General features: G+C 73.3%; 19 protein-coding genes. 2 read left to right on the top strand and 17 right to left on the bottom strand.

All coding sequences use genetic code 11. The features are described from left to right. Positions 1-43 precede the first annotated feature (43 nt). A complete protein-coding gene (locus ACGH7X_RS25350) occupies positions 44-616 on the bottom strand; it encodes a helix-turn-helix domain-containing protein (protein WP_399888279.1) in 573 nt (190 codons plus the stop codon). Between the two features lie 110 nt (positions 617-726). On the opposite strand from ACGH7X_RS25350, the gene ACGH7X_RS25345 reads away from it, so the two are divergent. Beyond that, positions 727-1,353, top strand: a complete 627-nt coding sequence (locus tag ACGH7X_RS25345; protein WP_399888276.1) for a class I SAM-dependent methyltransferase — start codon at positions 727-729, stop codon at positions 1,351-1,353. Positions 1,354-1,410: 57 nt separating this feature from the next. Next, positions 1,411-1,920: a DinB family protein gene (locus ACGH7X_RS25340; RefSeq protein WP_399888273.1), complete on the top strand. Its 510-nt coding sequence runs from the start codon at positions 1,411-1,413 to the stop codon at positions 1,918-1,920. Positions 1,921-1,996: 76 nt separating this feature from the next. Here ACGH7X_RS25340 and ACGH7X_RS25335 read toward each other — a convergent pair whose 3' ends face one another. The 16 genes from ACGH7X_RS25335 to ACGH7X_RS25260 form a co-directional block, all read right to left on the bottom strand. Continuing rightward, positions 1,997-3,193: an FAD-dependent monooxygenase gene (locus ACGH7X_RS25335; protein WP_399888270.1), complete on the bottom strand. Its 1,197-nt coding sequence runs from the start codon at positions 3,191-3,193 to the stop codon at positions 1,997-1,999. Beyond that, complete coding sequence (locus tag ACGH7X_RS25330) at positions 3,190-4,587, bottom strand: MFS transporter (RefSeq protein WP_399888267.1); 1,398 nt, start codon at positions 4,585-4,587, stop codon at positions 3,190-3,192. The genes ACGH7X_RS25335 and ACGH7X_RS25330 overlap by 4 nt, the downstream gene beginning before the upstream one ends. A 13-nt stretch (positions 4,588-4,600) precedes the next feature. Next, the gene (locus ACGH7X_RS25325; protein ID WP_399888265.1) at positions 4,601-5,389 is read right to left on the bottom strand and encodes a YoaK family protein; all 789 of its coding nucleotides are present in this window, start codon (positions 5,387-5,389) and stop codon (positions 4,601-4,603) included. Beyond that, the gene (locus ACGH7X_RS25320) at positions 5,386-7,197 is read right to left on the bottom strand and encodes a gamma-glutamyltransferase family protein (RefSeq protein WP_399888261.1); all 1,812 of its coding nucleotides are present in this window, start codon (positions 7,195-7,197) and stop codon (positions 5,386-5,388) included. The genes ACGH7X_RS25325 and ACGH7X_RS25320 overlap by 4 nt, the downstream gene beginning before the upstream one ends. Before the next feature lie 70 nt (positions 7,198-7,267). After that, complete coding sequence (locus tag ACGH7X_RS25315) at positions 7,268-8,392, bottom strand: DUF3500 domain-containing protein (protein ID WP_399888258.1); 1,125 nt, start codon at positions 8,390-8,392, stop codon at positions 7,268-7,270. Then, the gene (locus ACGH7X_RS25310; RefSeq protein ID WP_399888255.1) at positions 8,389-9,201 is read right to left on the bottom strand and encodes an alpha/beta fold hydrolase; all 813 of its coding nucleotides are present in this window, start codon (positions 9,199-9,201) and stop codon (positions 8,389-8,391) included. Before ACGH7X_RS25310 ends, ACGH7X_RS25315 begins: the two co-directional genes overlap by 4 nt. A gap of 226 nt (positions 9,202-9,427) precedes the next feature. After that, positions 9,428-10,045 carry a TetR/AcrR family transcriptional regulator gene (locus ACGH7X_RS25305; RefSeq protein ID WP_399888252.1) on the bottom strand — a complete coding sequence of 206 codons (618 nt, stop codon included), beginning with the start codon at positions 10,043-10,045 and terminating at the stop codon, positions 9,428-9,430. A 124-nt stretch (positions 10,046-10,169) separates the two neighbouring features. Then, on the bottom strand, positions 10,170-11,318 hold the full coding sequence (locus ACGH7X_RS25300) for a pyridoxal phosphate-dependent aminotransferase (protein WP_399888249.1): 1,149 nt from the start codon (positions 11,316-11,318) through the stop codon (positions 10,170-10,172). After that, positions 11,315-11,947, bottom strand: a complete 633-nt coding sequence (locus tag ACGH7X_RS25295) for an RraA family protein (protein WP_399888246.1) — start codon at positions 11,945-11,947, stop codon at positions 11,315-11,317. Before ACGH7X_RS25295 ends, ACGH7X_RS25300 begins: the two co-directional genes overlap by 4 nt. A 189-nt stretch (positions 11,948-12,136) precedes the next feature. Then, complete coding sequence (locus ACGH7X_RS25290) at positions 12,137-14,680, bottom strand: FtsX-like permease family protein (RefSeq protein ID WP_399888243.1); 2,544 nt, start codon at positions 14,678-14,680, stop codon at positions 12,137-12,139. Beyond that, complete coding sequence (locus ACGH7X_RS25285) at positions 14,677-15,522, bottom strand: ABC transporter ATP-binding protein (RefSeq protein WP_399888241.1); 846 nt, start codon at positions 15,520-15,522, stop codon at positions 14,677-14,679. Before ACGH7X_RS25285 ends, ACGH7X_RS25290 begins: the two co-directional genes overlap by 4 nt. Positions 15,523-15,663: 141 nt before the next feature. Continuing rightward, entirely contained in the window at positions 15,664-16,338 is a 675-nt protein-coding gene (locus tag ACGH7X_RS25280; RefSeq protein ID WP_399888238.1) for a response regulator, read from the bottom strand. Next, on the bottom strand, positions 16,335-17,573 hold the full coding sequence (locus tag ACGH7X_RS25275; protein WP_399888235.1) for a sensor histidine kinase: 1,239 nt from the start codon (positions 17,571-17,573) through the stop codon (positions 16,335-16,337). The genes ACGH7X_RS25280 and ACGH7X_RS25275 overlap by 4 nt, the downstream gene beginning before the upstream one ends. A gap of 57 nt (positions 17,574-17,630) precedes the next feature. After that, positions 17,631-18,698, bottom strand: a complete 1,068-nt coding sequence (locus ACGH7X_RS25270) for a fatty acid desaturase family protein (RefSeq protein WP_399888231.1) — start codon at positions 18,696-18,698, stop codon at positions 17,631-17,633. A 104-nt stretch (positions 18,699-18,802) separates the two neighbouring features. Continuing rightward, positions 18,803-20,050: an acyltransferase gene (locus ACGH7X_RS25265; protein WP_399888227.1), complete on the bottom strand. Its 1,248-nt coding sequence runs from the start codon at positions 20,048-20,050 to the stop codon at positions 18,803-18,805. After that, positions 20,050-21,024, bottom strand: a complete 975-nt coding sequence (locus ACGH7X_RS25260; RefSeq protein ID WP_399888224.1) for an alpha/beta hydrolase — start codon at positions 21,022-21,024, stop codon at positions 20,050-20,052. Before ACGH7X_RS25260 ends, ACGH7X_RS25265 begins: the two co-directional genes overlap by 1 nt. Positions 21,025-21,105 lie beyond the last annotated feature (81 nt).

Below are 21,105 nucleotides of genomic sequence, written 5' to 3'. Positions count from 1 at the left end.
CCTCGGGCCGGGCCGCCGCCCCGCCCCTTCGAGTGGCCGCCGCTCAGTCACCGCGCACATGCGCCCGCACCCCTTGCAGGCCGAACAGGACGAGGAGTTCGACCGTGCCGCCGTCGGCGCTGCCCAGCCAGTGCGGCAGGGACGTGTCGAACTCGGCCGCCTCCCCCGGGGACAGCGTCAGGTCGCGCTCGCCGACCAGCAGGCGCAGACGGCCACCGAGCACGTACAGCCATTCGAAGCCCTCGTGGGTCTGCGGGGTCGGTTCGAGCGGTTCAGGACGGCTCGGGATGATCATTTTGAAGGCCTGGGTCCCGCCCGGCCGCCTGGACAGGGGTACGAAGACCATTCCGAACTTCCGGATCGGCTTCAGGTGGATGCGGGGGTCCCCCGTGCGCGGCGCACCGACGAGGTCGTCCAGGGGGACGTCGTAGATCCGGGCGAGCGGCAGCAGCAGCTCCAGGGTCGCCCGGCGCTGTCCGCTCTCCAGCCGCGACAGGGTGCTCTCGGACACCCCGGTCGCCGCCGAGAGGTGGGCGAGGGTGATGCCGCGCTCGCGGCGCAGCGCGCGCAGTCGTGGGCCCACGGCGTCGACTACGTCGTCCGTTCCGGCGTCCATCGGGCCACCTTGCCACAACAGCAAGATTCCGTGCCACATCGTGCCGGTCCTGGTGAGACTGGGCGCAGCCCCTCACGCCTACAGCCCTCACCCCTACAGATGGAGTTGCGATGAGCGCCACCGACGCGGTCACCTTCTGGGACGGTGTCCACGCCGCCCGGCCGGCGGCCGCCGAGCCCCGGCCGAACGAGCGTCTCGTCGAGACGGTCGCGGAGCTGTCTCCCGGCGACGCGCTGGACCTGGGGTGCGGCGAGGGCGGTGACGCACTGTGGCTGGCCCGCCGGGGATGGCGGGTCACCGCCGTCGACATCTCGGCCGTGGCGGCCGAACGGCTCGCCGGGCACGCCCGCTCCCACGGCCTCGGCGACCTGGTCCGGGCAGAGCGGCACGACCTGGGCGAGTCCTTCCCCGAGGGCCGGTTCGACCTGGTCTGCGCGCACTACCTCCACACTCCCTTCGGCCTGGACCGGTCGACGGTCCTGCGGACGGCCGCGCACGCGCTGCGCCCGGGCGGGCGGCTGCTGGTCGTCGACCACGGCTCGACCGCGCCGTGGTCGTGGGACCAGGACCCCGACGTCCGCCACCCGAGTCCCCGTGAGGTCGCGGCGGGCATCGGCCTCGACCCGGCGACGTGGGCGGTGGAGCGGGCCGACGCCCCGCACCGGATCGCGACCGGCCCGGGCGGGCGCACCGCCGAGGTCGTCGACCACGTCCTGCTCGTACGCCGCACGGCCTGAAGGGCCCGCGCCCGCGCCTGAGCCAGCGCCTGCGCCCCCGCCCGCAAGGAGGTCACCATGCCCAACAGCACCCGCCGCACCGGCCGCACCCGCCGCCGGGACACCCCACCGCCGAGGACCGGGGGCAGCGAGGCCGAGACCCTGCGCGGGTTCCTCGACTACCTCCGGACCTCGGTCGCCGGCAAGGTCGACGGCGCCCCGGAGCCCCGGGTCCGTACGGCCGCGGTGCCGTCCGGCACCAACCTGCTCGGCCTCCTCAACCACCTCACGCACGTCGAGCGCGCGCTGTTCCTGGGTGAGGAGGTGAGCGACTGGCAGGCGACGTTCCGGGCGGCGCCGCAGGACGGCGTGGCCGAGGTGGTCGCCCGTTACCGGGAGGCCGTCGCGCGCGCGAACCGGGTGCTCGACGCGTGCACCGACCTCGGCGAACCGGTCCCCCGGCCGCGACCGGGCCGCCCCGCGCCCAGTGTCCGCTGGGCACTCACCCACATGATCGAGGAGACCGGCCGGCACGCCGGGCACGCGGACATCCTCCGCGAGCTGATCGACAGGGAGACGGGGCGTTGACAACATGCGCGCTGCGCAGCCCGGGGTGAGCGCGCTCTCGTCCGGCGGCGCGGCGCGGCGCGACGCGGCGCCGGGCTCAGGGCATGGTCGTGAACGTGGGCAGCGCGAGGGCCGAATGGGCCGGTCGTCCCGCCGGGGCGGGGATGGCGCTGAGGCCGCGCAGTCTGGCGTTGCGCTGCTCCAGGTCCCGGGCCGTGGTCGGGAAGAGGGTGGCGCCGCCCTGGCCGACCAGCCCCTGGTTCAGGGTGACGAACTCTCGGGTGTCGCGTTCGTAGGCGGCGAAGCCCGCGATGTGGCCCCGGTCCGCGAGGGACCCGGCGAGCATGTACGCGCCGACGAGCGCGAGGCTGGTGCCCTGCCCGGTGAGGAACGAGGGTGCGTACCCCGCGTCGCCCACCAGCGCGATCCTGCCGCTGGTCCAGCGGGGCATACGGATCTGGCTGACCCCGTCGAAGAACAGGTCGTCCGTGTCGCGCAGGGCGGCCAGCATGCCCGGGACCTCCCATCCCGCGTCGGCGAAGACCTTGGCGACCAGGTCGCGTTGGGCCTCCGGGTCGCGGAACGCGGCCATGGGCGGCTCCGGCTGGGCGAAGTTCAAGAAGGCGTGCACCTCGTCGTCGTCCCCCACGGCGTAGAGCGCCGCGGCCCTGCCCGGGGTGTTCCACATCACGGTCTCGTGGGAGAGCCCGAAGGTGTTGCGCATGGTGAACACGGCGAAGCAGTAGCCGAGGTAGCGGTGGAACTGCTCCTCGGGGCCGAACAGCAACTCCCGCGTTCGTGAGTGCATGCCGTCCGCACCGAACACCATGTCGAACGTACGGCTTTCGCCCCCGCGGAAGGTGACGTCGACCCCGTGGCCGGTCTGGTCGAGGGTGTCGACGGAGTCGTTGAACAGGAACTCCACGTCGTCACGGACCGCCGTGTAGAGGGCGTCGGTCAGGTCCCCGCGCCGCACCTCCAGGTCCCGTCCCGCGACGCCGCCGGTGACGGCGTGGGGGTGCAGGGAGGTCACCTCGGCGCCGTCCCCGTCGAGGAAGGTCAGCCGGCTCAGGTCGATGTGCGCGTCCCGCAGTCGCGGCAGGATCCCCATCCTCTCCACGACGTCGAGTGCGGTGCCGCGTACGTCGATGGGGTAGCCGCCGCTGCGGAGTGTGCCGGCCTTCTCCACCACGGTGACCTCGTATCCGTAGCGGTTGAGCCAGAAGGCCAGGGTGGGACCGGCGATGCTGGCCCCGGAGATCAGTACCTTGCGCCTCGGTGCGGTGCGGGTCATGCTTTGACTCCTTTGCTCATGGTGCGGGTGACGAACAGGGCCAGCGACACGACGACGCCGGCTATGAGGAACCCGGTGACGTAGGACGATTCGGCCGCGACCTCCGACCCGGAAGGGGTTCCGGCGGTGAGCAGCGCACCGCCGAGCTGCCCGCCCACGGCGGAGCCGACCACGCGGCTCACCAGGATCAGGCTGGTGGCGATGCCGGTGTCGTCCTTGTCGACGGCGGTGGCGGTGCTGGTCATCATCGCCGTAACGCACAGGCCGTTGGCCAGCGAGATCAGCACCTTGCCGACGGCGATGTGCCAGATCTCGGTGTGTACGGCTGCCACGGCGAACAGGCCGACGGCCATCATGACGACGCCGGTGTTGACCACGGCACGCGAGCCGAAACGCCGGTCGCCCATTCCGCCGAGCGGCCCGGCCAGCGTCGCGGCGATGGCGCCGGGCAGCAGGATGAAGCCGATCTTGGTCGCGCTGGCCCTGAATCCGTACCCGTCGCCGCGCTCGTCGAGCAGTTGCGGGATGAGATAGACCGCCATCGTGGTGCCGAGGCAGATGACGAACGTCAGCACGCACGCCTTCCATATCGCGGGCCGTGCCAGCATGCGCAGGTCGATCATCGGCGCGGCCGCACGCCGTTCGACCCTCACCCATCCCATGACGAAGACGGCCAGCAGGGCGACGAGGGCGACGAGTACGAGTGGTGCGGAACCGGCTTCGGGAGCCAGTGCGAGGACGAGCATGAGCGTGACCAGTATCCCGCTCAGGAGCAGCAGGCCGGGCCAGTCGATCCCGGAGCCGTCCGACCGGTGCGGCACATCGGCCGGCATCAGCCTGTTCACGAGCAGGGTGCCCCCGATGACCGCGATCGTCGGCAGCGCGAACATCCAGTGCCGGGAGAGCTGTTCCGCCACCGGCCCGGCCGACAGCAGGCCGACCATCGACCCGCCGACGAAGAGTCCGCTGACCACGCCGATGGCCACCTTGGACTCCTCGGCGGGGAGGTGTTTGCGGACCATGATGAACGACAGGGGCAGTGCGCCGATCATCGCGCCCTGCAACACCTGGCCGACCAGCAGCACGGGCAGGTTCGGGGCCAGGGCGGACACCGTGCCGCCGAGCGAGACCACCGCCATCAGCCGGATCAGGATCTTCTTCCCGCCGTAGCGGTCGCCGAACTTGCCCGCCAGCGGTGTGATGAGCGCGCCGGTGATCAGGAGCACGATGCTGAGCAGGGCCGATTCGGACTGGCTCATGTCCAGTTCGCGTTCGAGAAGCGGGATCGTCGGTGACACCACCGACTCCAGGGCACCGGTGGACAGCGCCAGGAAGCCGAGTGCCCCGACAGCTGCCTTCCCGATCGTGGGTGAGGGGGCCAGGGTTGTGGTCATGAGCGTCCTTCCGTCATTGCCGAGTGAGGGCGGTCGATCCCGTGGCGGTCGATCCGGTGGTGGCTGCCGCGGCGTGGTCGTCGGCGCGGGCAGACGCGTGGCCGAGGGCGGTCACGGCCAGTACGACGCAGGCTGCCGCCGCCGCCGCGAGGCCTTCGTGCGCCTGGCACAGCACCGCACCGGTGGCGGCTCCGACGACGATGAGCGTGACGGCGGCGGCCCTGCGCAGGGCGCCCTGGCCGCGGGCCGCTCCCAGCCGGGAGTCCGCCGCGAGGCCGGTCAGCGTGGAGGTCACGACCACCGTGGTGACGTCCTTCACCGCCAGGTGGCGGGCCGTCGCCGCCTGCGCCCCCATGGCCAGGGCGAGCGACGACGCCATCCACGCGCGGGCGCCGGAGGTGTCGGCGCCGACGAGGGCCAGAGCGAGTGCCGTGGCGGCCAGGGTCAGTCCGACGCCGCCCAGCAGACCCGTGCACCGGCGGCTCCAGCCCGGGGCGGCGGTGCGCAGTACCCGTCCGGCCAGGGCCGCGCCGGCGAGGAAGGACACCAGTGCCACGGCCGGGCCGAGCACCGGCAGGTCCGTACTGCCCGTGGCGGCCATCCCGAGGATGACCACGTTGCCGGTCATGTTGCCCGCGAACACCTGGTCGAGGCGCAGGTATCCGACGGCGTCGACGACGCCGGTCGCGAAGGTGAGCGCGAGCATCAGGCCGGGCGGCGTCACACGCCGTCGCACCAGCCGGCCCCGGGTGCGGGTGCCGGTGCGGGTGCGAGTGCGGGTGCCGGCCGCGCCGCCGTTCATCGCCCCGCCGCGTATCCCTGGGCGCCGCGCGGGTTCGCCGCCGCCCGCAGCACGCCGCTGTCCGGATCACGGGTGACGACGGACAGGCGGCCCTGGCTCCAGGGTCCGGAGACGGTCACGTCGTGGCCGCGTTCGCGCAGCTCGTCGACGACTGTCCCGCCCGCTCGTTCCTCGATCACCAGTCCGCCCGGTGTCCAGGTACGCGGCCAGAACGAGCTCGGCACCGCGGTGGTGTGGAACGCGGGTGCGTCGATCGCCTCCTGCGGGTCCATGCCGAGAGCGAGCGTGCGCACCAGGTAGAGCAGTTGCCACTGGTCCTGCTGGTCGCCCCCGGGGGTGCCGAGCGCGGCCACGGGAACGCCGTCGCGCAGCAGCAGGGCCGGGGTCAGTGTCGTACGGGGCCGCCGGCCCGGCGCCAGGCGCGAGGGCGCGGCCGGGTCGAGCCATGTCATCTGGAGCCGGGTGCCGAGCGCGAAGCCGAGTTCCGGCACGGCGGGCGAGGACTGGAGCCAACCTCCCGACGGGGTGGCGGAGATGATGTTCCCCCAGCGGTCGACGACGTCGATGTGGCAGGTGTCGCCCCGGGTGTCGCCGGTCTGTTGCACGGTGGGTTCGCCCACGCCGTCGGCCCGGAGGGCGGGCCGGGCGGTGACCAGCGGCGGTATGTAGGGCCGGACGCCGATGTCGCCGGGCTTGAAGGCGGCCGACGCGGCCGTGCCGATCAGGCCGGCGCGCTCCTTGCTGTACCGGGGCGACAGCAGGCGGCGCAGCACGACCTCCGCGTCCGCCGGATCCAGATGCCCGTAGTACGCCTCCCGGTCGGCCATCGCCAGTTTCAGGGCCTCGGTGATCGTGTGGACGCCCTCGGCGGTCGACGGGTCGATCCGTTCGTCGTCGAAGTGGTCGAGCATGGTGAGGGCCTGCAGCAGCACCGGGCCCTGGGACCACAGGCCCGCCTTCGCCACCGTGGTCCCCCGGAACCGCGCGGTGACCGCGGGCTCGAGGGAGGGCACGAAGTCGGTGAAGTCGGCGGCGGTGATCACTCCGGCGTGGTCCCCGCCCGAGGAGTGCCGGTGCGGTACGGCGGCGAAATCGGCCACGGCGTCTGCCACGAACCCCGTTCGCCAGGCGCGTCGGGCGGCTTCGATCCGTCCCGTTCTGCTCTCGCCGGCACCCGCGGCGCCCAGTCGGCGCAGGGTCCGGGCGTAGGCGGGGTTCAGGAGGGTGGTGTGCGGCCGCGGGGCTCGTCCTTCGGGCATCCACAGCGCGTACGACGTGGGCCAGTGCGTGCGGAAGAGATCCTCGACCGTGGCCAGGACCCGCGCCAGTTGGGGCACGACGGGGACTCCGCGCTCGGCGTAGTGGATCGCGTACGCCAGGATGTCGGCGATCTCCCAGGTGCCGAACTGGGCGAGCAGCCACAGCCAGGAGTCGACGGCGCCCGGGACGGCGGCGGCCAGGGCGCCCGCGCCGGGGACGTGGTCCAGGCCCTCGGCCCGGAAGTGCTCGATCGTGGCCCCGCGTGGGGCGTGGCCCTGCCCCGCCAGCACGAGCGGTGAGGAGCCGGCCGCGGTGGCGAGCACGGCGACGAGATCACCGCCGGGACCGTTGAGGTGGGGTTCGGCCACGTGCAGCACGAAGGCGCCCGCCGTGGCCGCGTCGAAGGCGTTGCCGCCCCGCTCCAGCACGGACTGGGCCGTCGCGGACGCCAGCCAGTGCGTGGACGCGCACATGCCGAACGAGCCGTGCAGCGTGGGGCGGGTCTTGTGAGGGGGAGCATCGGGCGGTGACGGTTGTTGACCGGCCATGTATGTCACATTCCGTTCCGGTGGCGCGTGGTGGCTTATGGCGCGTGCGGGCGTGGAGCGCGCGTGCGGCTTACGGCGCGTGGTGCGCGGCGTGGTGCGCGGCGTGGTGGGCGGCCAGGACGTCGCCGCCGAAGTCGGTCGCCGGATCCCGCCACACGGCGTGGGCGTGGTTGGCGCTGCGGTGGATGTTGGTCCACTCGATGAGCAGTCGCGGGCCTTGCAGGCGGTAGTAGTGCGGTTCGCCCGCGGTGGTCGAGCCGGCCCAGGCGAGGTGGACGGCGTCCAGCGCCGCCGGGTCGTCGTAGCGGGCCAGCGGGGAGACCCCGGGCGGAACGCGGTCGAGGTAGGTGCCGAGCAGGGCCCGCAGCAGCTCCCGCTGGGCGGCGTCGAGTTCGGCGCCCGGCACGCCCTTGGGCGTCGGGGTGAGGGCCAGCGCCCGCCGGTTCGCGCCGTCGAGGCCGGTGGCCGGGTGCTCGGCCCGGTCCGGGACGTGCGAGCCGGGGCGCCACAGGTCGGCTCGCCTCACCACGCGGTCGTCGATCCGGGTGCTGTTGCCGGCCACGATGTCGTTCGGGGCGCGGGGCAGCAGTACCGCGCGGGCGGCGGACCCGGGGCGCAGGGAGCGGACCAGCTCCCGGGCCAGGTCCTCGGCGGTCCCCAGCGGGCGCAGTGTCGCGCCGCCCAGCAGGGGTGACCCGGCCGGGTCCGCGCCCAGGAAGCACGGCGTGGTGGCGGCCACCCGCCCGTTTACCACGAGGTTGTTGAGCGAGACGTGGTGGCCGCCGAACCGCCACCCCCACGGCCGCGGTCCGCCGGGAACCCCGAAGACCCGCAGGTAGTACATGCTGGGATCACGGGTCCGTTCCCGCCCCCAGTTCACCGAGAAGCCCTCGGTGCGGTCGAGTACGTTCTCCAGGCCGAGGACGGTGGCGACCGTGGTGTACCCGGCCTCGGACAGTCCGCTCGCGACCAGTCGCATCACCAACCGGTGCTGGGCGGGGCGCTGCTGGTGGAAGGTCAGGCCGCCGTGGTCGGTGGGGGTGTAGAACCAGCGGGTGCGTTCGGCCTCGGCCTCGCCGTCGGCGCCCGGTGCCGGTCCGACCGCCGCTCCGCGCTGGCCGGCGTCCAGGGAGTCCAGCCACTCCTGGGCTGCCTCGGCCATCCGGTCGGCGGCCTCGCGGGCCGGGTCGGTCATGGCCTTGCGGGGGTGAGGAGGAACTCGCGCACCCAGCGGGCGATCGTGTCCGCGAACTCCACCGCGATGCCGTGTCGCCCGCCCTCGATCGAACGCAGTTCGGCGTTCGGGATGCGTCGCTCCATCAGGACGGCGCCGGCGTAGGGCGCCAGCCGGTCCTGTGTGCCGTGCACGATGAGGGTGGGTGCGGCGATCTCCCCGAGGCGGTCGCGGACCTCGTGCTGCCGGGCGACGTCGTGGCGGCGGACGCCCTGCTCGGGAGTGCGGGCGGTGAGCGTCCGGACGGGCCGGGCGCGCTGCTCGGCCTGGCCCTCGGGGGTGAAGAAGAAGTCCCCGACCGCGTTCTGCCGTTCCTCGTGGGACATGTACAGAAGCTCGTCGATCGCCTCGCTGCCCATCGCGAAGCTCGGCGTGGTGGCGACCAGGACGAGGGACGCGACCCGTTCGGGATGGCGGAGCGCCACGTGCTGTGCGACGGCACCGCCGAAGGAGGTGCCCAGCAGGTGCGCGCTGCCCAGTCCCAGCGCGTCCAGCAGGGCGACGAGGTCGTCGGCGAGGACGCCCAGCGTGTAGGGGACCGGGGGGTTCACGGTGATCCCCGAGTCACGTTGGTCGTAGGAGACCGCCCTGATCCCCGCGCCGAGTCGAGCGCGGAGGGTGGCGAACTGGGTGCGGTCGCTCTCGCCGCCGTGTACGAGCACGAGGGGCACACCGTCGCCCTCGTCGATGAAGCCGACCTCGAGATCCCCCGCTCGTACGGTCGAGCTGACCGGTTCGGCGGGTTCGTGCATGTCCCGTTGCGTTGTCACCGCTGATCTCCTTGTCGATGCGGTACGTAGACGCTCATCCAATTTGAGATGAGGTTATCACTTGATGGGCCGCAGAATCCTGCGCTGAATCCTGCGCGGAATGCCCCTGTCGTGTGGTCCCGGGGCCGGACAAGAGGGAGTGTGCGGGGACGCCTGCGCGCCGGGCGTCATACCCGGGAGCCAATGTGGAAGTGCTACCCCGGTAGGGGGTGTGGGGGCGAGGCGATCAGCCCGCGCGCGCCCAGCCGCGCAACGCGCCGCGGTACGCCTCGGACAGCCGGGTGACGGCCTCCCGGCGGGACAGGCGCGTCTCCCGCGAGAGGTCCTGGATCTCGCGCGGGTCGAAGATCATGTTGCCGAGGAACAGGGCGTACTCGAGCATCTCCTGCGGGAGTCCGAGGTCGTCGAGCAGTCCCCGCACCGGCCCGCTCCAGGCGTCCCGCATGGCGACGATGATCTCGTTGCCGGCGTGGAGCCGCTCCAGGTAGCCCCGTCGGGACCGGAGCTGCACCAACGCCGGGCCGTGCTCGGCGAGGAGGTCCACCCACTTGTCCACGACGGCGTCGAACAGTGGCCTGCCCTGGGCGGTCGACGTCTCGCTGAAGTCCCGGAGCTCCTCGACGACGCTGAGCACATAGGCCTCGAGCACGTCGTCCATCGAGGAGTAGTAGCGGTAGGCGGTGGCCGGGCCGATCTCCGCGCGGGACGCGACCGCCTGCATGGTGAGCTCGTCGGGCGTCTCCCGGGCCAGCTCGCCGACGGCCTCGAGGAGGCGCCGGCGGTTGCGGCGGGTGTCGCTGCGCAGCTTGCGCCCCCCACGCGGGGCGGCCTGCTGATCGCTCACGGGCCTCCTCCGCCTCGTAGAAGTGCAGGCAAAGGGTATCGCCTCCGGGTGCGGCACGTCCGACCGCTCGGATGCGTACGGCCGTGCGCGGTACGCGGTTCGCGATCAGCACGCCCGGCCTCCGTCAGGTTCCCTGGACGCCCAGGTGACGGACGATGCGGGCGAGCCCGGTCCGCAGGTCGTCCTCACTGGCCGCGAACGAGATCCGGATGTGCCCCTCGCCCGAGGGTCCGTACTCGGCGCCGGCCCGCACCATCACCTTCCGTTCGGCCAGCTCGCGGGCGACCGCCTCGGAGGTCAGGTCGGCGTCGTAGCGGACGAAGCCGTAGAACGCCCCCTCGGGCGGGACCAGGTGCAGGCCGGGGACGTCCGACAGGTGCTCGACCACCAGCTCGCGACGCCCGCGGTACCTGTCGACCATGGCGTCCACGACGCCGTCCGGCAGTTCGAGGGCGGCCAGGGCCGCGTGCTGGACCGCCGTGTTCAACGAGCCGTTGAGGGTCCGGTGCACGTGGGCCGCCGCGTCCACCACCTCGCGCGGCCCGGTCAGGTACCCGACCCGCCAGCCGGTCATCGCGTACGTCTTGGAGAACGTCTGCACGTACACCGTCCGGTCCCGCAGCGATTCGACCGCGAGTGCCGAGGTCAGCTCGTGCCCCGGGTAGACCAGCCGGTGGTACGCCTCGTCGCTGACGACCAGCACGTCGGAGCCGTCGAGGAGGTCTCCGAGGGCCTTGAGCTCCTGCTCGCCGTGGACGATGCCGGTCGGGTTCGACGGGTTGGAGAAGATCACCATCGCGGCGCCGGGCAGCGCGGCCGCCAGCGCGTCGAGGTCCCAGTGCAGATCGGGGCCGAGCGGGACGAAGTCCACGGTGCCGCCGGCGAGGACGACCAGGTCGGCGTAGAGCGAGTAGGCGGGCTCCGGGACGACCACCCGGTCGCCGGGGCCGACCGTCGCGAACACGACTGCGGCCAGCGCGGCGGTGGCGCCGTGGGTGACCACGACGTCGTCCGCGCTCCACGTCCGGCCGGGGTGCGCCGGCAGCCGGGACGCGAGCGCGGCGCGCAGTTCCCGCAGGCCCTTCTGGTCGGCGTAGTGGGTGTGCCCCTGGCGCAGGGCGGCCACGGCGGCCTCGATCACCGGCGGCGGGGTCGGGAAGTCCGGCTCGCCCATGGCGAGGGAGACGGCGCCCGGCGGGGCCGGCGCGAGGGCGGGGCGGCGCGAGAGGCGGCGCAGTTCCTCGATCCGGAAGGCGGGCGACGCGGCGGTCATCGGGCCACCGCCGCCTGGTCGGGGCGTGCCGCGAGGATGCGCTGCCTCAGCGCCTCCTCCTTCTCGCCGATCCCGTCGACCGCCTCGACGACCTCCCGCACGCGGTGCCGCGGGACGACGACGACGCCGTCGAAGTCGCCGACGAGCACGTCGCCCGGCGCCACCACCACGCCGCCGACCGCCACCGGGAGGCCGACGGCGCCGGGGCCGTCCTTGAACGGTCCGGCGGGGGTGATCGCCCGCGCGTAGACGGCCAGGCCCATCTCGGACAGCGCCTGGACGTCGCGGACCGCACCGTCCACGACGGCGCCCGCCACCCCGGCGTTCACCATGATCTCGCCGATGAGGTCGCCGATCAGCGCCCGGGTCATGTCGCCGTGCCCGTTGACGACCAGGACGTCGCCCGGCCTGGCTTCGTCGAGCGCCCGGTGGACGGCCAGGTTGTCGCCCGACCGCACGTCCACCGTCAGGGCGTTGCCCAGGAGCGCGGAGCGTCCGGTGAGCAGCCGGATGCCGCCGTCCATCACGGTCATCCGCTCCAGCGCGTCACCGACGTTGGCGGCCGGCACCTCCCCCAGTCGGCGGGCCTCCGCCGCCGTTGTGCGGTCCCAGCTCGGAGCGATGGACACGCTGTCCGTCGCCGCGGCAATGAACACAATGACACCTCGTTCTTAAATAAGAGGACTATCTCAGATAGAACGACCATAGCCGTCCGGGCGTCCGGCTACAACGGTTCGAGCCGCCCCGATGCCCGGCCGATCGCATGCGAAAGGGGCGGGAACCGGCGTCATCGACCGGCTCCCGCCCCCGCGCCCGCGCTACGACCAGCGGCGCAGGGCCGCCCGGGCCGGCAGGGTGACCGCGAGCAGTGCCAGGCCGCCGGCGGCGACCGCGAAGGATCCGTACACCAGCGGGGGCACGTACGGCATGTCACCGGTCACGCCGCTCATCATCGGGATCAGCGTGGCCGCGGCGATCGCGGAGCCGAGGACCAGGCCCACCCCCGCGACCAGCAGTCCCTCCCAGCGCAGCATCGTCATCACCTGACGCCGGGTGGAGCCGACCAGGCGCAGCGTGCCCAGCTCGCGGCGGCGGTCCATGACCGTCATCACCAGGGTGTTGACGGCGGCGACGGCCGCGAAGCCGCCGAGGACCGCGGCCATGGTGTTGTTCATCCAGGCGCCCAGCTTCGCGTCGACGTTCTGCTCGGTGGCGTAGCCGGAGGCGTCGGTGACCTCGCCCAGGGCGGTGAGCGACTTCTCCGAGCCGCCCCGTACCAGCAGCGTGCTGTCGAAGGCGGAGGTGACATGCCCGGCCAGGGACGCCCGGTCCATGGTCACCGTGGACAGGCCGAGACCGCGGCCGTAGACCGCGACGATCTCGGGGCTGACCTCGGTGCCGTCGGGGAGGTAGAGCGGGAGCCGGTCGCCGACACCGGCGTCCGCCGAGGTCGCCAGGGTCTTGTCGATGGCGATACGGCCCTCGCCGAGCCGGTCCAGGCTGCCCTCGCGCACGTCCAGGTCCTGCACCTTCGCCAGCTCGGCGCCGGTGCCGGTGACGCCCTGGGTGGCCGCGCCCTGGAGCGACTTGAACTCGCCGGAGCCGGTCGGCACCAGCACCTGTGTGTTCAGCAGCCCGACGGCCGCCTCCACGCCCGGCGCGCTGGCGGCGCGAGCCGCCGCGTCCACCGGGAGCCCGGCCGGGTCCGTCACCACGTGGTCCGCGGTGATGCCCGCGCGCAGCTGCTTGTCGGCGGCGTGGGTCTCGCTCGTGTGCATGAACACGAGGGTCGAGGAGAAGGCCACGGCCAGCACGATCGGAGTGATCGCGGAGGCGAGGCGGCGGGCGTTGGTACGGGAGTTGGCGGCCGCGAGCCCGGCGGCCGGGCCCGCGCCGCGCAGCGGGAGGCCGAACAGACCGGCGCACAGCCGCGCCACCAGCGGGCCGAGCAGCCCGACGGCGAGCATGAAGAGCATGACGACGCCGAGGGCGGCACCGGCCGCGTCGTCCCCGGCTGAGCGGGCGGACACGCCGGTGAGGATCGCGCCGCCGACGAGGGCGCCGACGCCGAGGAGGGTACGGACCAGACCCGGCCGCAGCCGCTCCACCGACGCCTCCGACAGCGCCTGTCCCGGCTTGATCTTCGCGGGCCGGCGTCCGGCCATCCAGCCGGCGCCGAGCGCGGTGAGCAGCCCCATGACGACGGCGGCGAGCAGCGGAAGCCCGGAGACGTGCAGGTCCACGGCCTGCGGGATGGCGCCGCGGTCCTGGAGCTGCCCGAACCACCAGTGCGCGAGCCCGATGCCGGGCAGGCAGCCGATGATCCCGGCCAACGGCGCGACGAGCAGTGCCTCGGAGGCGACGGCGCGGCGGACCTGCCGCGGGGTGGCGCCGACGGCGCGCAGCAGGGCGAACTCGCGGGCCCGCTGGCCGACCGAGAGCGCGACGGTCCCGGCGGCGGTGAAGACCGCGACGATGGCGGCGATCCCGCCGAAGGAGCCGCCGATGCCGAAGAGCGTCACCTTGGCATACCCGAGGCCCGGGTCCTCGACGGCACCGCGGTCGTCGCCGGTGTGGACCTGGACGCCGGAGCCGGCCAGGGCCTGCTTCACGGCGTCGGCGAGGGCGCCGGTGTCCGTGCCGTGCTCCGCCATCACGACGACGGCGTCGGCCTTGCCGGGGTGCCCGGCGAGCGTGGGGGCCTGGGCGTCGGCGAACCAGGTCAGGGCGCCCGCCTCGCCGGTGTCGCGGTCGGTGTCCGCGGCCGAGACCTCGGCGACGCCGGAGACGCGGAAGTCCTGCTGCCCGGCGGCGGTCTCCAGTACGACGGTGTCGCCGACGGCGGCGTGCGCGGCGCGGGCCGTACCCGCGTCGAGCACGACCTCGCCCTCGCGGGGCGCTGAGCCGCTGGTCAGCGAGGTGCCGGTGAAGGTGTGCGAACCCCAGCCGTGCGCGGTGAGCACACCGCCCTCGACGGGCAGTTCACGGGCGCCGGAACCGGCGCCGCCGTCCGTCGCGTGCACCGGGAAGGTGAAGTCCGCGACGGCGGTGGCCACGCCCGGCGCCCGGGCGGCCTTCGCCGCGAGACCGGCGTCCATCCGTGCCGTGTCCGGCAGCGGCGTCGCCTCCTTCTCACGGTCCTCGCCGCTGCCGGTGACGACGTACTCGTTCTGATCCGCCGCCGCGACGACCGGCGCGTTCGCGTAGCGTTCCGGCGGCACCGAGGCGCGCAGGCTGGTCTCGAGCAGGATGCCGCAGGCCGAGACGATCAGGGCGGACATCAGCAGCGCGAGGAAGGTCCCCGCGAAGGACGCGGGCTTGAAGCGGACGGCCTCACGGGCGAGTCCGTTGGGGCGCCTCATGCCGCAACCCCCGTCATCGCACCGGAGCGGGAGGCGCGGGAGGTGAGCACGGCCATCCGTGCCGCGATCTGCTCCGCCGAACCGCGCTCGAGATGGTCGGCGAAGGCGCCGTCGGCGAGGAACAGCACCCGGTCGGCCCAGGAGGCCGCGGCCGGGTCGTGCGTGACCATGACGACGGTGGCGCCGAGGGTGTCCACCGCGTTGCGCAGCAGGCCGAGGACCTCGGCGGCGGTGCCGGTGTCGAGGGCGCCGGTGGGCTCGTCCGCGAAGATCACGTCGGGGCTGGTGACCAGGGCGCGGGCGACGGCCACGCGCTGCTGCTGGCCGCCGGAGAGCTCGCCGGGCCGGCGCTTCGCCTTGTCGGCGAGCCCGACCTGGGCGAGCACCGCCTGCGCCTGGCGGCGGTCCTGGCGCTGCCCGGCCAGGCGCATGGGCAGCAGCACGTTCTGCTCGACGGTCAGCGACGGCAGCAGGTTGAACGCCTGGAAGACGAAGCCGAGGCGGCTGCGGCGCAGCTCGGTCAGCTCGTTCTCGCTCATGCCGGTGATCTCCGTGCCGCCCAGGAACACGGATCCCGCGGTCGGCCGGTCGAGCCCGGCGGCGCACTGCAGGAAGGTGGACTTGCCGGACCCGGACGGGCCCATGACCGCGGTGAACGTGCCGCGCGGGAGGGCGAGGTCGACGCCCGCGAGGGCGTGCACCGTGCCCGCTCCGCGGCCGTACTGCCGCCGGACGTCGCGCAGTTCGACGGCGAGACCGGGCGTGGCGGCCGGAACCCCGGGCCGGTTGTCCACCTCCGGCCGGTCGTCCGCCTTCTGCCGCTTGCCCTTGCGTAGCCTCATGTCCCGACTCCCTCTTACGCGCACTTTCTGTGACGGGTGAAGAGTGCGGGGACGGCTGTGCGCCGGGCGTCATACCGGGGAGCCAATGTGGAGGTGCTACCGCGGTAGGGGGTGGAGCAGGAAGGGTGGGGGCGGCGGCTCCTACTCGCCCGGTGCGACCAGCCCCGACTCGTAGGCGAAGACCACCGCCTGGGCGCGGTCGCGCAGGTCGAGCTTGGTGAGGACGCGGCTGACGTGCGTCTTCACCGTCTGCTCGGCCAGCACCAGCGTCTGGGCGATCTCCCCGTTCGACTGACCGCGCGCGACCAGGGTGAGGACCTCGGTCTCGCGTTCGGTCAGGCCCTTGAGGCGCAGCGCCGGCTTGCCCCGGGCGGCGGGACGCTGCTTGGCGAAGTCCGCGATGAGGCGGCGCGTGACGGAGGGGGCGAGCAGCGCGTCGCCCGAGGCCACGACACGGACCGCCGCAATGAGGTCGGCCGGCGGCGCGTCCTTGAGCAGGAAGCCGCTCGCGCCCGCCCGCAGCGCCTCGTAGACGTAGTCGTCGACGTCGAAGGTGGTGAGCATCAGGACGCGCGGCCGGTGGGTGACGCCCGGCGGCGGGTCCAGGAGGCGGCGCGCGGCCTCCAGGCCGTCCATCTCGGGCATCCGGACGTCCATCAGCACGACGTCGGGATGGGTACGGCGGCTCAGCTCGACGCCCTGCACGCCGTCGGGGGCCTCGCCCACCACGTCGATGTCGCTCTGGGCGGCCAGCAGCGCGGCGAAACCGGCCCGCACCATGGCCTGGTCGTCGACGATGATGACGCGCGTCGTCACGTGAAGTCCTTTTCGATAAGGGGAAGTTGGGCGGCGACCCGGAATCCGCCGTCCGGCAGCGGCCCCGTGTCGAGGGTGCCGCCGATGATCCGTACCCGCTCGCGCATGCCGACGAGGCCGTGCCCGGTGCCGCTCGATTCGAGGGGCCCGGCGGGCGGCTCCGGCGGCGGCCCGTTGACGACCAGCACGATCAGCCGCGCGCCCGCCTCCGGGCCGGGCTCCGACACCGACAGCGACACCTGCGTGCGTGCTCCCGGCGCGTGCCGCACGACGTTCGCGAGGGCCTCCTGGACGATCCGGTACGCGGACAGGCCGACCGCCTCGGGCACCTCGACGTCGCAGGGGGTGAACTCCACCGACCCGCCCGCCCTCGCCGTCGCCTCCACCAGCTGCCCGATCTGCGCCAGGCCCGGCTGGGGCACCAGCTCGCCGTGCGCCTCCTCGTTGCGCAGCACGCCGAGAAGGCGTCGCATCTCGCCGAGCGACTCGCGCGCGGTCGCCGCGATGGAGGTGAACTCCTCCCGTACGTCGGGCGGCAGCGTGTCGAGGCGGTACTCCGCGGTGTCCGCCTGCACCGTGATGACGGACATGTGGTGCGCCACCACGTCGTGCAGCTCGCGGGCGATCCGGGCGCGCTCCTCAAGGAGCGTCCGACGCCCGCGCTCGGCCTCGCTGATCGTCTCCTGCTCGACCAGCCTGCGCTGCACCTCGGACCGCTCACGCAGCGCACCGCCCAGCAGGAGCGCGACGCCCCCGAGGATGGTGAACAGCAGGCCCTTGGCGCCGGAGCTGTGGGGCTCGACGAAGCCCAGGGCCACGTTCGCGGCCGCCGTGGCCAGCCACACCAGCAGCAGCGTCCGGCGCCGCTCGCGCAGGCCCAGGGCGAGGCAGAGGCCGACGTACCCGACGAGCTCCATGGGCGGGAACGGCCACAGCAGCCGCTCCTCGAAGTCGACGCCGAGCAGGGCGAGCGCGCCGGCCACGTCCGCCACGAAGACCACGTACCAGGCCTGCAGCGGCCGTACGACGGCGAGCAGCAGCGGCGCGGCCTGCGCGACGGCCAGCCCGGCGGCGACACTGCCGTTCAGGCCGTAGTCGGCGGTGAGGACGACGATGGTCGTGGGCAGCAGGGCGACGCACAGCACGAACGCCACGGCCCACGGCAGCAGCCGCACCCACCGCCGCGACGCCCCCGCGAGCAGCGCGCGCGGGCGTTCCTCCTCCACTGAGGTCATGCGCACCAGCCTATGTGCGCCGCGACGCCGTCCGGACAAGCGCAAGGCGACGGCTCCTCAGATGTCGGCACGCAGCGGTTCTCCCACTTTGTGCATGTGCCGCAGCGCCTGCCGGTAGGAGTCGACGAGGCCGGTCTCCGCGTAGGGGATGCCGAGGTCGCGGCAGCGCGCCTTCACCATGGACTGGGCGAGCCCGAGGTGCGGGCGGGGCATGCTGGGGAACAGGTGGTGCTCGATCTGGTAGTTCAGACCGCCGAGGAACCAGTCGGTGAGGAAGCTGCCCCTGACGTTGCGGGACGTGAGGACCTGGCGGCGCAGGTGCCCCCACTTCTCGCCGTCGGGGTCGGGCATGTCCATCCCCTTGTGGTTGGGCGCGAAGGCCATACCCAGGTGCAGCCCGAACAGAACCTGGTGGAGCGCGGCGAAGACGAGGGCGTGCGTGAGCGGCATGGTCGTCAGGAGCAGGGTCACGTACCCGGCGACGTGGGCGACGAGGAGCGCGCCCTCGACCAGGCGCTCGCGGCCGGTCTGACGGCGCAGGTCCTGGAAGCCGTAGAGCTTCAGGGCGAGCCCTTCGAGGAGGGTCAGGGGGAAGAACAGCCATGCCTGGTGGCGGGTGAGCCAGCCGCGAAAGCCCGTGCGGGAGACGGCCTGCCCGCTGGTGAAGACGAGGACGTCGGCGGCGACGTCGGGGTCCTTGTCGATGTGGTTGGGGTTGGCGTGGTGGCGGTTGTGCTTGTCGTTCCACCACGCGCTGCTCATGCCGAGCAGCAGGTTGCCGTGGATGAGCTGGATGCGGCGGTTGGTGGCACGGCTGTCGCTGATCTGGGCATGGCCCGCGTCGTGGCCGACGAACGCCGTGCGGGCACACAGGACGGCAAGGACGGGGGCCAGCGCGAGGACCCACCAGGAGCCGCCGACGAGCGCCATGCCGGTGACGACGGCGGCCAGACCGAGTGCGTTGAGCGTGATCATGCGCGCGTACCAGCCGCGGCGCCGGTCGAGCAGCCCCTGTCCCTTGACGTCGCGCAGCAGCGGCGTGAACTCGCTGCCCGGGTCCGGTGGGGGCTGCGTCGCGGTGGCGTTCTCGGGGTGCGGCAGAGCGGTTTCGCCGACCGGGGACATGGGTGTACTCCTGTGTTCGGTGGGTGGTGAACGGTGAGTGGTGGACGGCGTGGACGCGGGGCGCGTGGCCCGTCCGGGAGGGATACGGCGGCGGGGGCCGTCCCTCAGGCCGCCAGCGCGAAGTAGCCGAAGCCCGCCGCCAGGACGCCCGCAGCCGCCCGACGGACCGTGCCGGCGCGCGCCCACGGGCTCTCCAGGGGCCGGGCGAACTTCGCGATCACCACGAGCAGTCCCGCGAAGAGCGGCATCCAGGCGAGCCGCGCGAGGACCCATCCGGCCGTGTCCGGCGCCGCGGTCAGCCCGGGGATCTCCCCGACGTACGAGGCGGGGACCGCGGCGGCGAGCATCCCCACCTGGTGCCAGCACAGGATCGTCATCGCGGACAGGTTGATGATCACCACCGGGGTCCACAGGACGGGGCGGCGCAGCAGCCGGGCCAGCCGGTCGCGCAGCAGGATCGCCGCGCCGGACTGGGCGGCCGCGAGCGCCAGGACCAGCAGGGACGGCGGGTGGGAGTTGGTACGGGCCTCGCCGGGCACCCCCACCATCGACATCGGGTAGTGGAAGGCGAGCAGCAGGGTGGCGAACAGGGCCGCGCCGCCGGCGAGCAGCAGCCACGCCTCGCGCCGGCCCAGCCGCCTGTCCGCCCAGGACACGCCGAGCTGGTAGGCGAACATCCAGCCGGGAAGCAGGTTGAGCAGACTCAGCCAGGACGGCATCGCGTCCGCGTACGGCCCGTAACGCAGGAAGTCGACCACCGCGACGGAGCCGAGCAGCGGGGCGGCGGCCCAGAAGCCCAGGCGTCTGGACGCGCGGACGCAGTACGGCGTGAGGGCCGTGATCACGGCGTAGACGCCGACGAACCACAAGGGCTGGACGACCAGCGTCGACGCGGTGTGCAAGGTGGCGGTGGGGACACCGAAGCCGTAGTGCAGGGTCGGCAGCAGCAGCGCGCACACGGCGGTGGCGCCCAGGACCGGGCGGCCCAGGCGGGTCAGCCGGCCGGTGATCCACTGGCGGGTCGAGCCCTTGCGGCGCTGATGGGAGAGGTACGAGGAGTAGCCGCCGACCAGGAAGAAGATGCCCAGCATCTGCAGGAGCCAGCTGGCCGGCGCCAGCGCGTCGAACGTGACCAGCGGGCTGGCGTTGTGCAGGCCGCCGCCGGTGTCCAGGGTGAAGCCCCCGACCAGCCAGTGGCCGGTCGGCACGGCCAGGAGCGCCAGCGCGCGCAGCCCGTCGACGGCGCGGTCGCGGTGGGCGGGGGTCCGGGCGTCGATCTTCGCGCTGAGCTTCGCGAGCTTCGCGGGGGGCTTGAGGGTCTTGGAGGTCTTGAAGGTCTTGAGGGTCTTCATCACTGGTCTCCGTCGGCGATCGCCGCGAACGCGGTCAGGGTGGAGGTGCCGGGCGTGAAGTACTCGTCGTGCGCCGGGACGTCGTCGGCGGGCAGGACCCGCGCGCCGAAGCCGGGCGAGGTGGGGTCCGCGCCGTGGCCCAGGCCCAGGAACTCGACGTTGGGGACGCGGTCGATCCAGTCGGCCGGGGACTTCGCCGCCCAGACGTGCGCATCGGTGCCGAGCGCGTTGACGCTGTCCGCACGCATGCCGGGCGAGCCCATCACGACGATGTCGCTCGCGTCGGTGTCGGCGGCGGCGAGGCCGCAGACCACCGAGCCGTAGCTGTGGCAGAAGAGGGAGGGGTCGGGCAGTCCGGCGGCGTCCAGGCCCTCGGTGAAACGGGTCAGCCGCTCGGCGCCCGCCTCGGCGAGCCGGCCCGTCGCCAGATCCAGGCCGATACCGGAGGGGGTGGTGTAGCCGGCCCAGGCGATGACGGCCGTGTCGTCACCCGCCTCGTCCTGAAGGTCGGCGGCGCGCTGAACCGTGCGCTCGAACGTCGAGACGTCGATGTCCGAGCCGGGGACGATCACCGCGACGTGGTCGGCGTTCTCCAGGTCACCGGCGACCCGCGCGATCAGGCCGCGGCCACGCGGGTCGTACGCCAGGACATGGTCGCCGGCCGGGGCGTTGGCCTCGTAGCGGAGCTGCACGGGGGCGCCGTCGAGGTTGCCCACCACCGTGGGGTGGTCCTCGACGAGCCGCTGCCGCTGAGCCCCGGTGAGACCGGCGAAGAAGGCCGCCACCTCCGACGGGGTGGCCGTGGCGGGGTCCGGCAGCTCCCTGCCCAGGGTGTCGTCCGCCAGCCAGGCGGCGGTACCGGGCAGCGGGCCGCTCGGCGCGCTCTCACTGCTCGCCGAGGCCCCGCCCGCCGCGCCACCGACCAGCAGCGTGGTCAGTACGGCGGTGGTCAGCAACGTCCTGAAGCGGCGCATTCCGACCGTCTCCCTCCGTCTCGTCCGTGGTGACGAGCAGAAAGTAGGGAGCCGGTGAGGGCCGACGCGTCACACCGGGGA

Origin of the sequence: Streptomyces sp. BBFR51, assembly GCF_044591655.1 — a bacterium.
GTDB lineage: Bacteria > Actinomycetota > Actinomycetes > Streptomycetales > Streptomycetaceae > Streptomyces.
Note: the sequence above shows the minus strand (reverse complement) of the source record. Positions and strands in the feature narration are given on the sequence as shown.

Bases quoted from the DNA above. Each gene is read 5' to 3' on its own strand.
- ACGH7X_RS25285 (WP_399888241.1), bottom strand. From the start codon at position 15,522: ATGAGGCTACGCAAGGGCAAGCGGCAGAAGGCGGACGACCGGCCGGAG.
- ACGH7X_RS25335 (WP_399888270.1), bottom strand. From the start codon at position 3,193: ATGACCCGCACCGCACCGAGGCGCAAGGTACTGATCTCCGGGGCCAGC.
- ACGH7X_RS25290 (WP_399888243.1), bottom strand. From the start codon at position 14,680: ATGAGGCGCCCCAACGGACTCGCCCGTGAGGCCGTCCGCTTCAAGCCC.
- ACGH7X_RS25330 (WP_399888267.1), bottom strand. From the start codon at position 4,587: ATGACCACAACCCTGGCCCCCTCACCCACGATCGGGAAGGCAGCTGTC.
- ACGH7X_RS25340 (WP_399888273.1), top strand. From the start codon at position 1,411: ATGCCCAACAGCACCCGCCGCACCGGCCGCACCCGCCGCCGGGACACC.
- ACGH7X_RS25315 (WP_399888258.1), bottom strand. From the start codon at position 8,392: ATGACCGACCCGGCCCGCGAGGCCGCCGACCGGATGGCCGAGGCAGCC.
- ACGH7X_RS25345 (WP_399888276.1), top strand. From the start codon at position 727: ATGAGCGCCACCGACGCGGTCACCTTCTGGGACGGTGTCCACGCCGCC.
- ACGH7X_RS25270 (WP_399888231.1), bottom strand. From the start codon at position 18,698: ATGTCCCCGGTCGGCGAAACCGCTCTGCCGCACCCCGAGAACGCCACC.
- ACGH7X_RS25265 (WP_399888227.1), bottom strand. From the start codon at position 20,050: ATGAAGACCCTCAAGACCTTCAAGACCTCCAAGACCCTCAAGCCCCCC.
- ACGH7X_RS25320 (WP_399888261.1), bottom strand. From the start codon at position 7,197: ATGGCCGGTCAACAACCGTCACCGCCCGATGCTCCCCCTCACAAGACC.
- ACGH7X_RS25260 (WP_399888224.1), bottom strand. From the start codon at position 21,024: ATGCGCCGCTTCAGGACGTTGCTGACCACCGCCGTACTGACCACGCTG.
- ACGH7X_RS25300 (WP_399888249.1), bottom strand. From the start codon at position 11,318: ATGACCGCCGCGTCGCCCGCCTTCCGGATCGAGGAACTGCGCCGCCTC.
- ACGH7X_RS25275 (WP_399888235.1), bottom strand. From the start codon at position 17,573: ATGACCTCAGTGGAGGAGGAACGCCCGCGCGCGCTGCTCGCGGGGGCG.
- ACGH7X_RS25325 (WP_399888265.1), bottom strand. From the start codon at position 5,389: ATGAACGGCGGCGCGGCCGGCACCCGCACTCGCACCCGCACCGGCACC.
- ACGH7X_RS25350 (WP_399888279.1), bottom strand. From the start codon at position 616: ATGGACGCCGGAACGGACGACGTAGTCGACGCCGTGGGCCCACGACTG.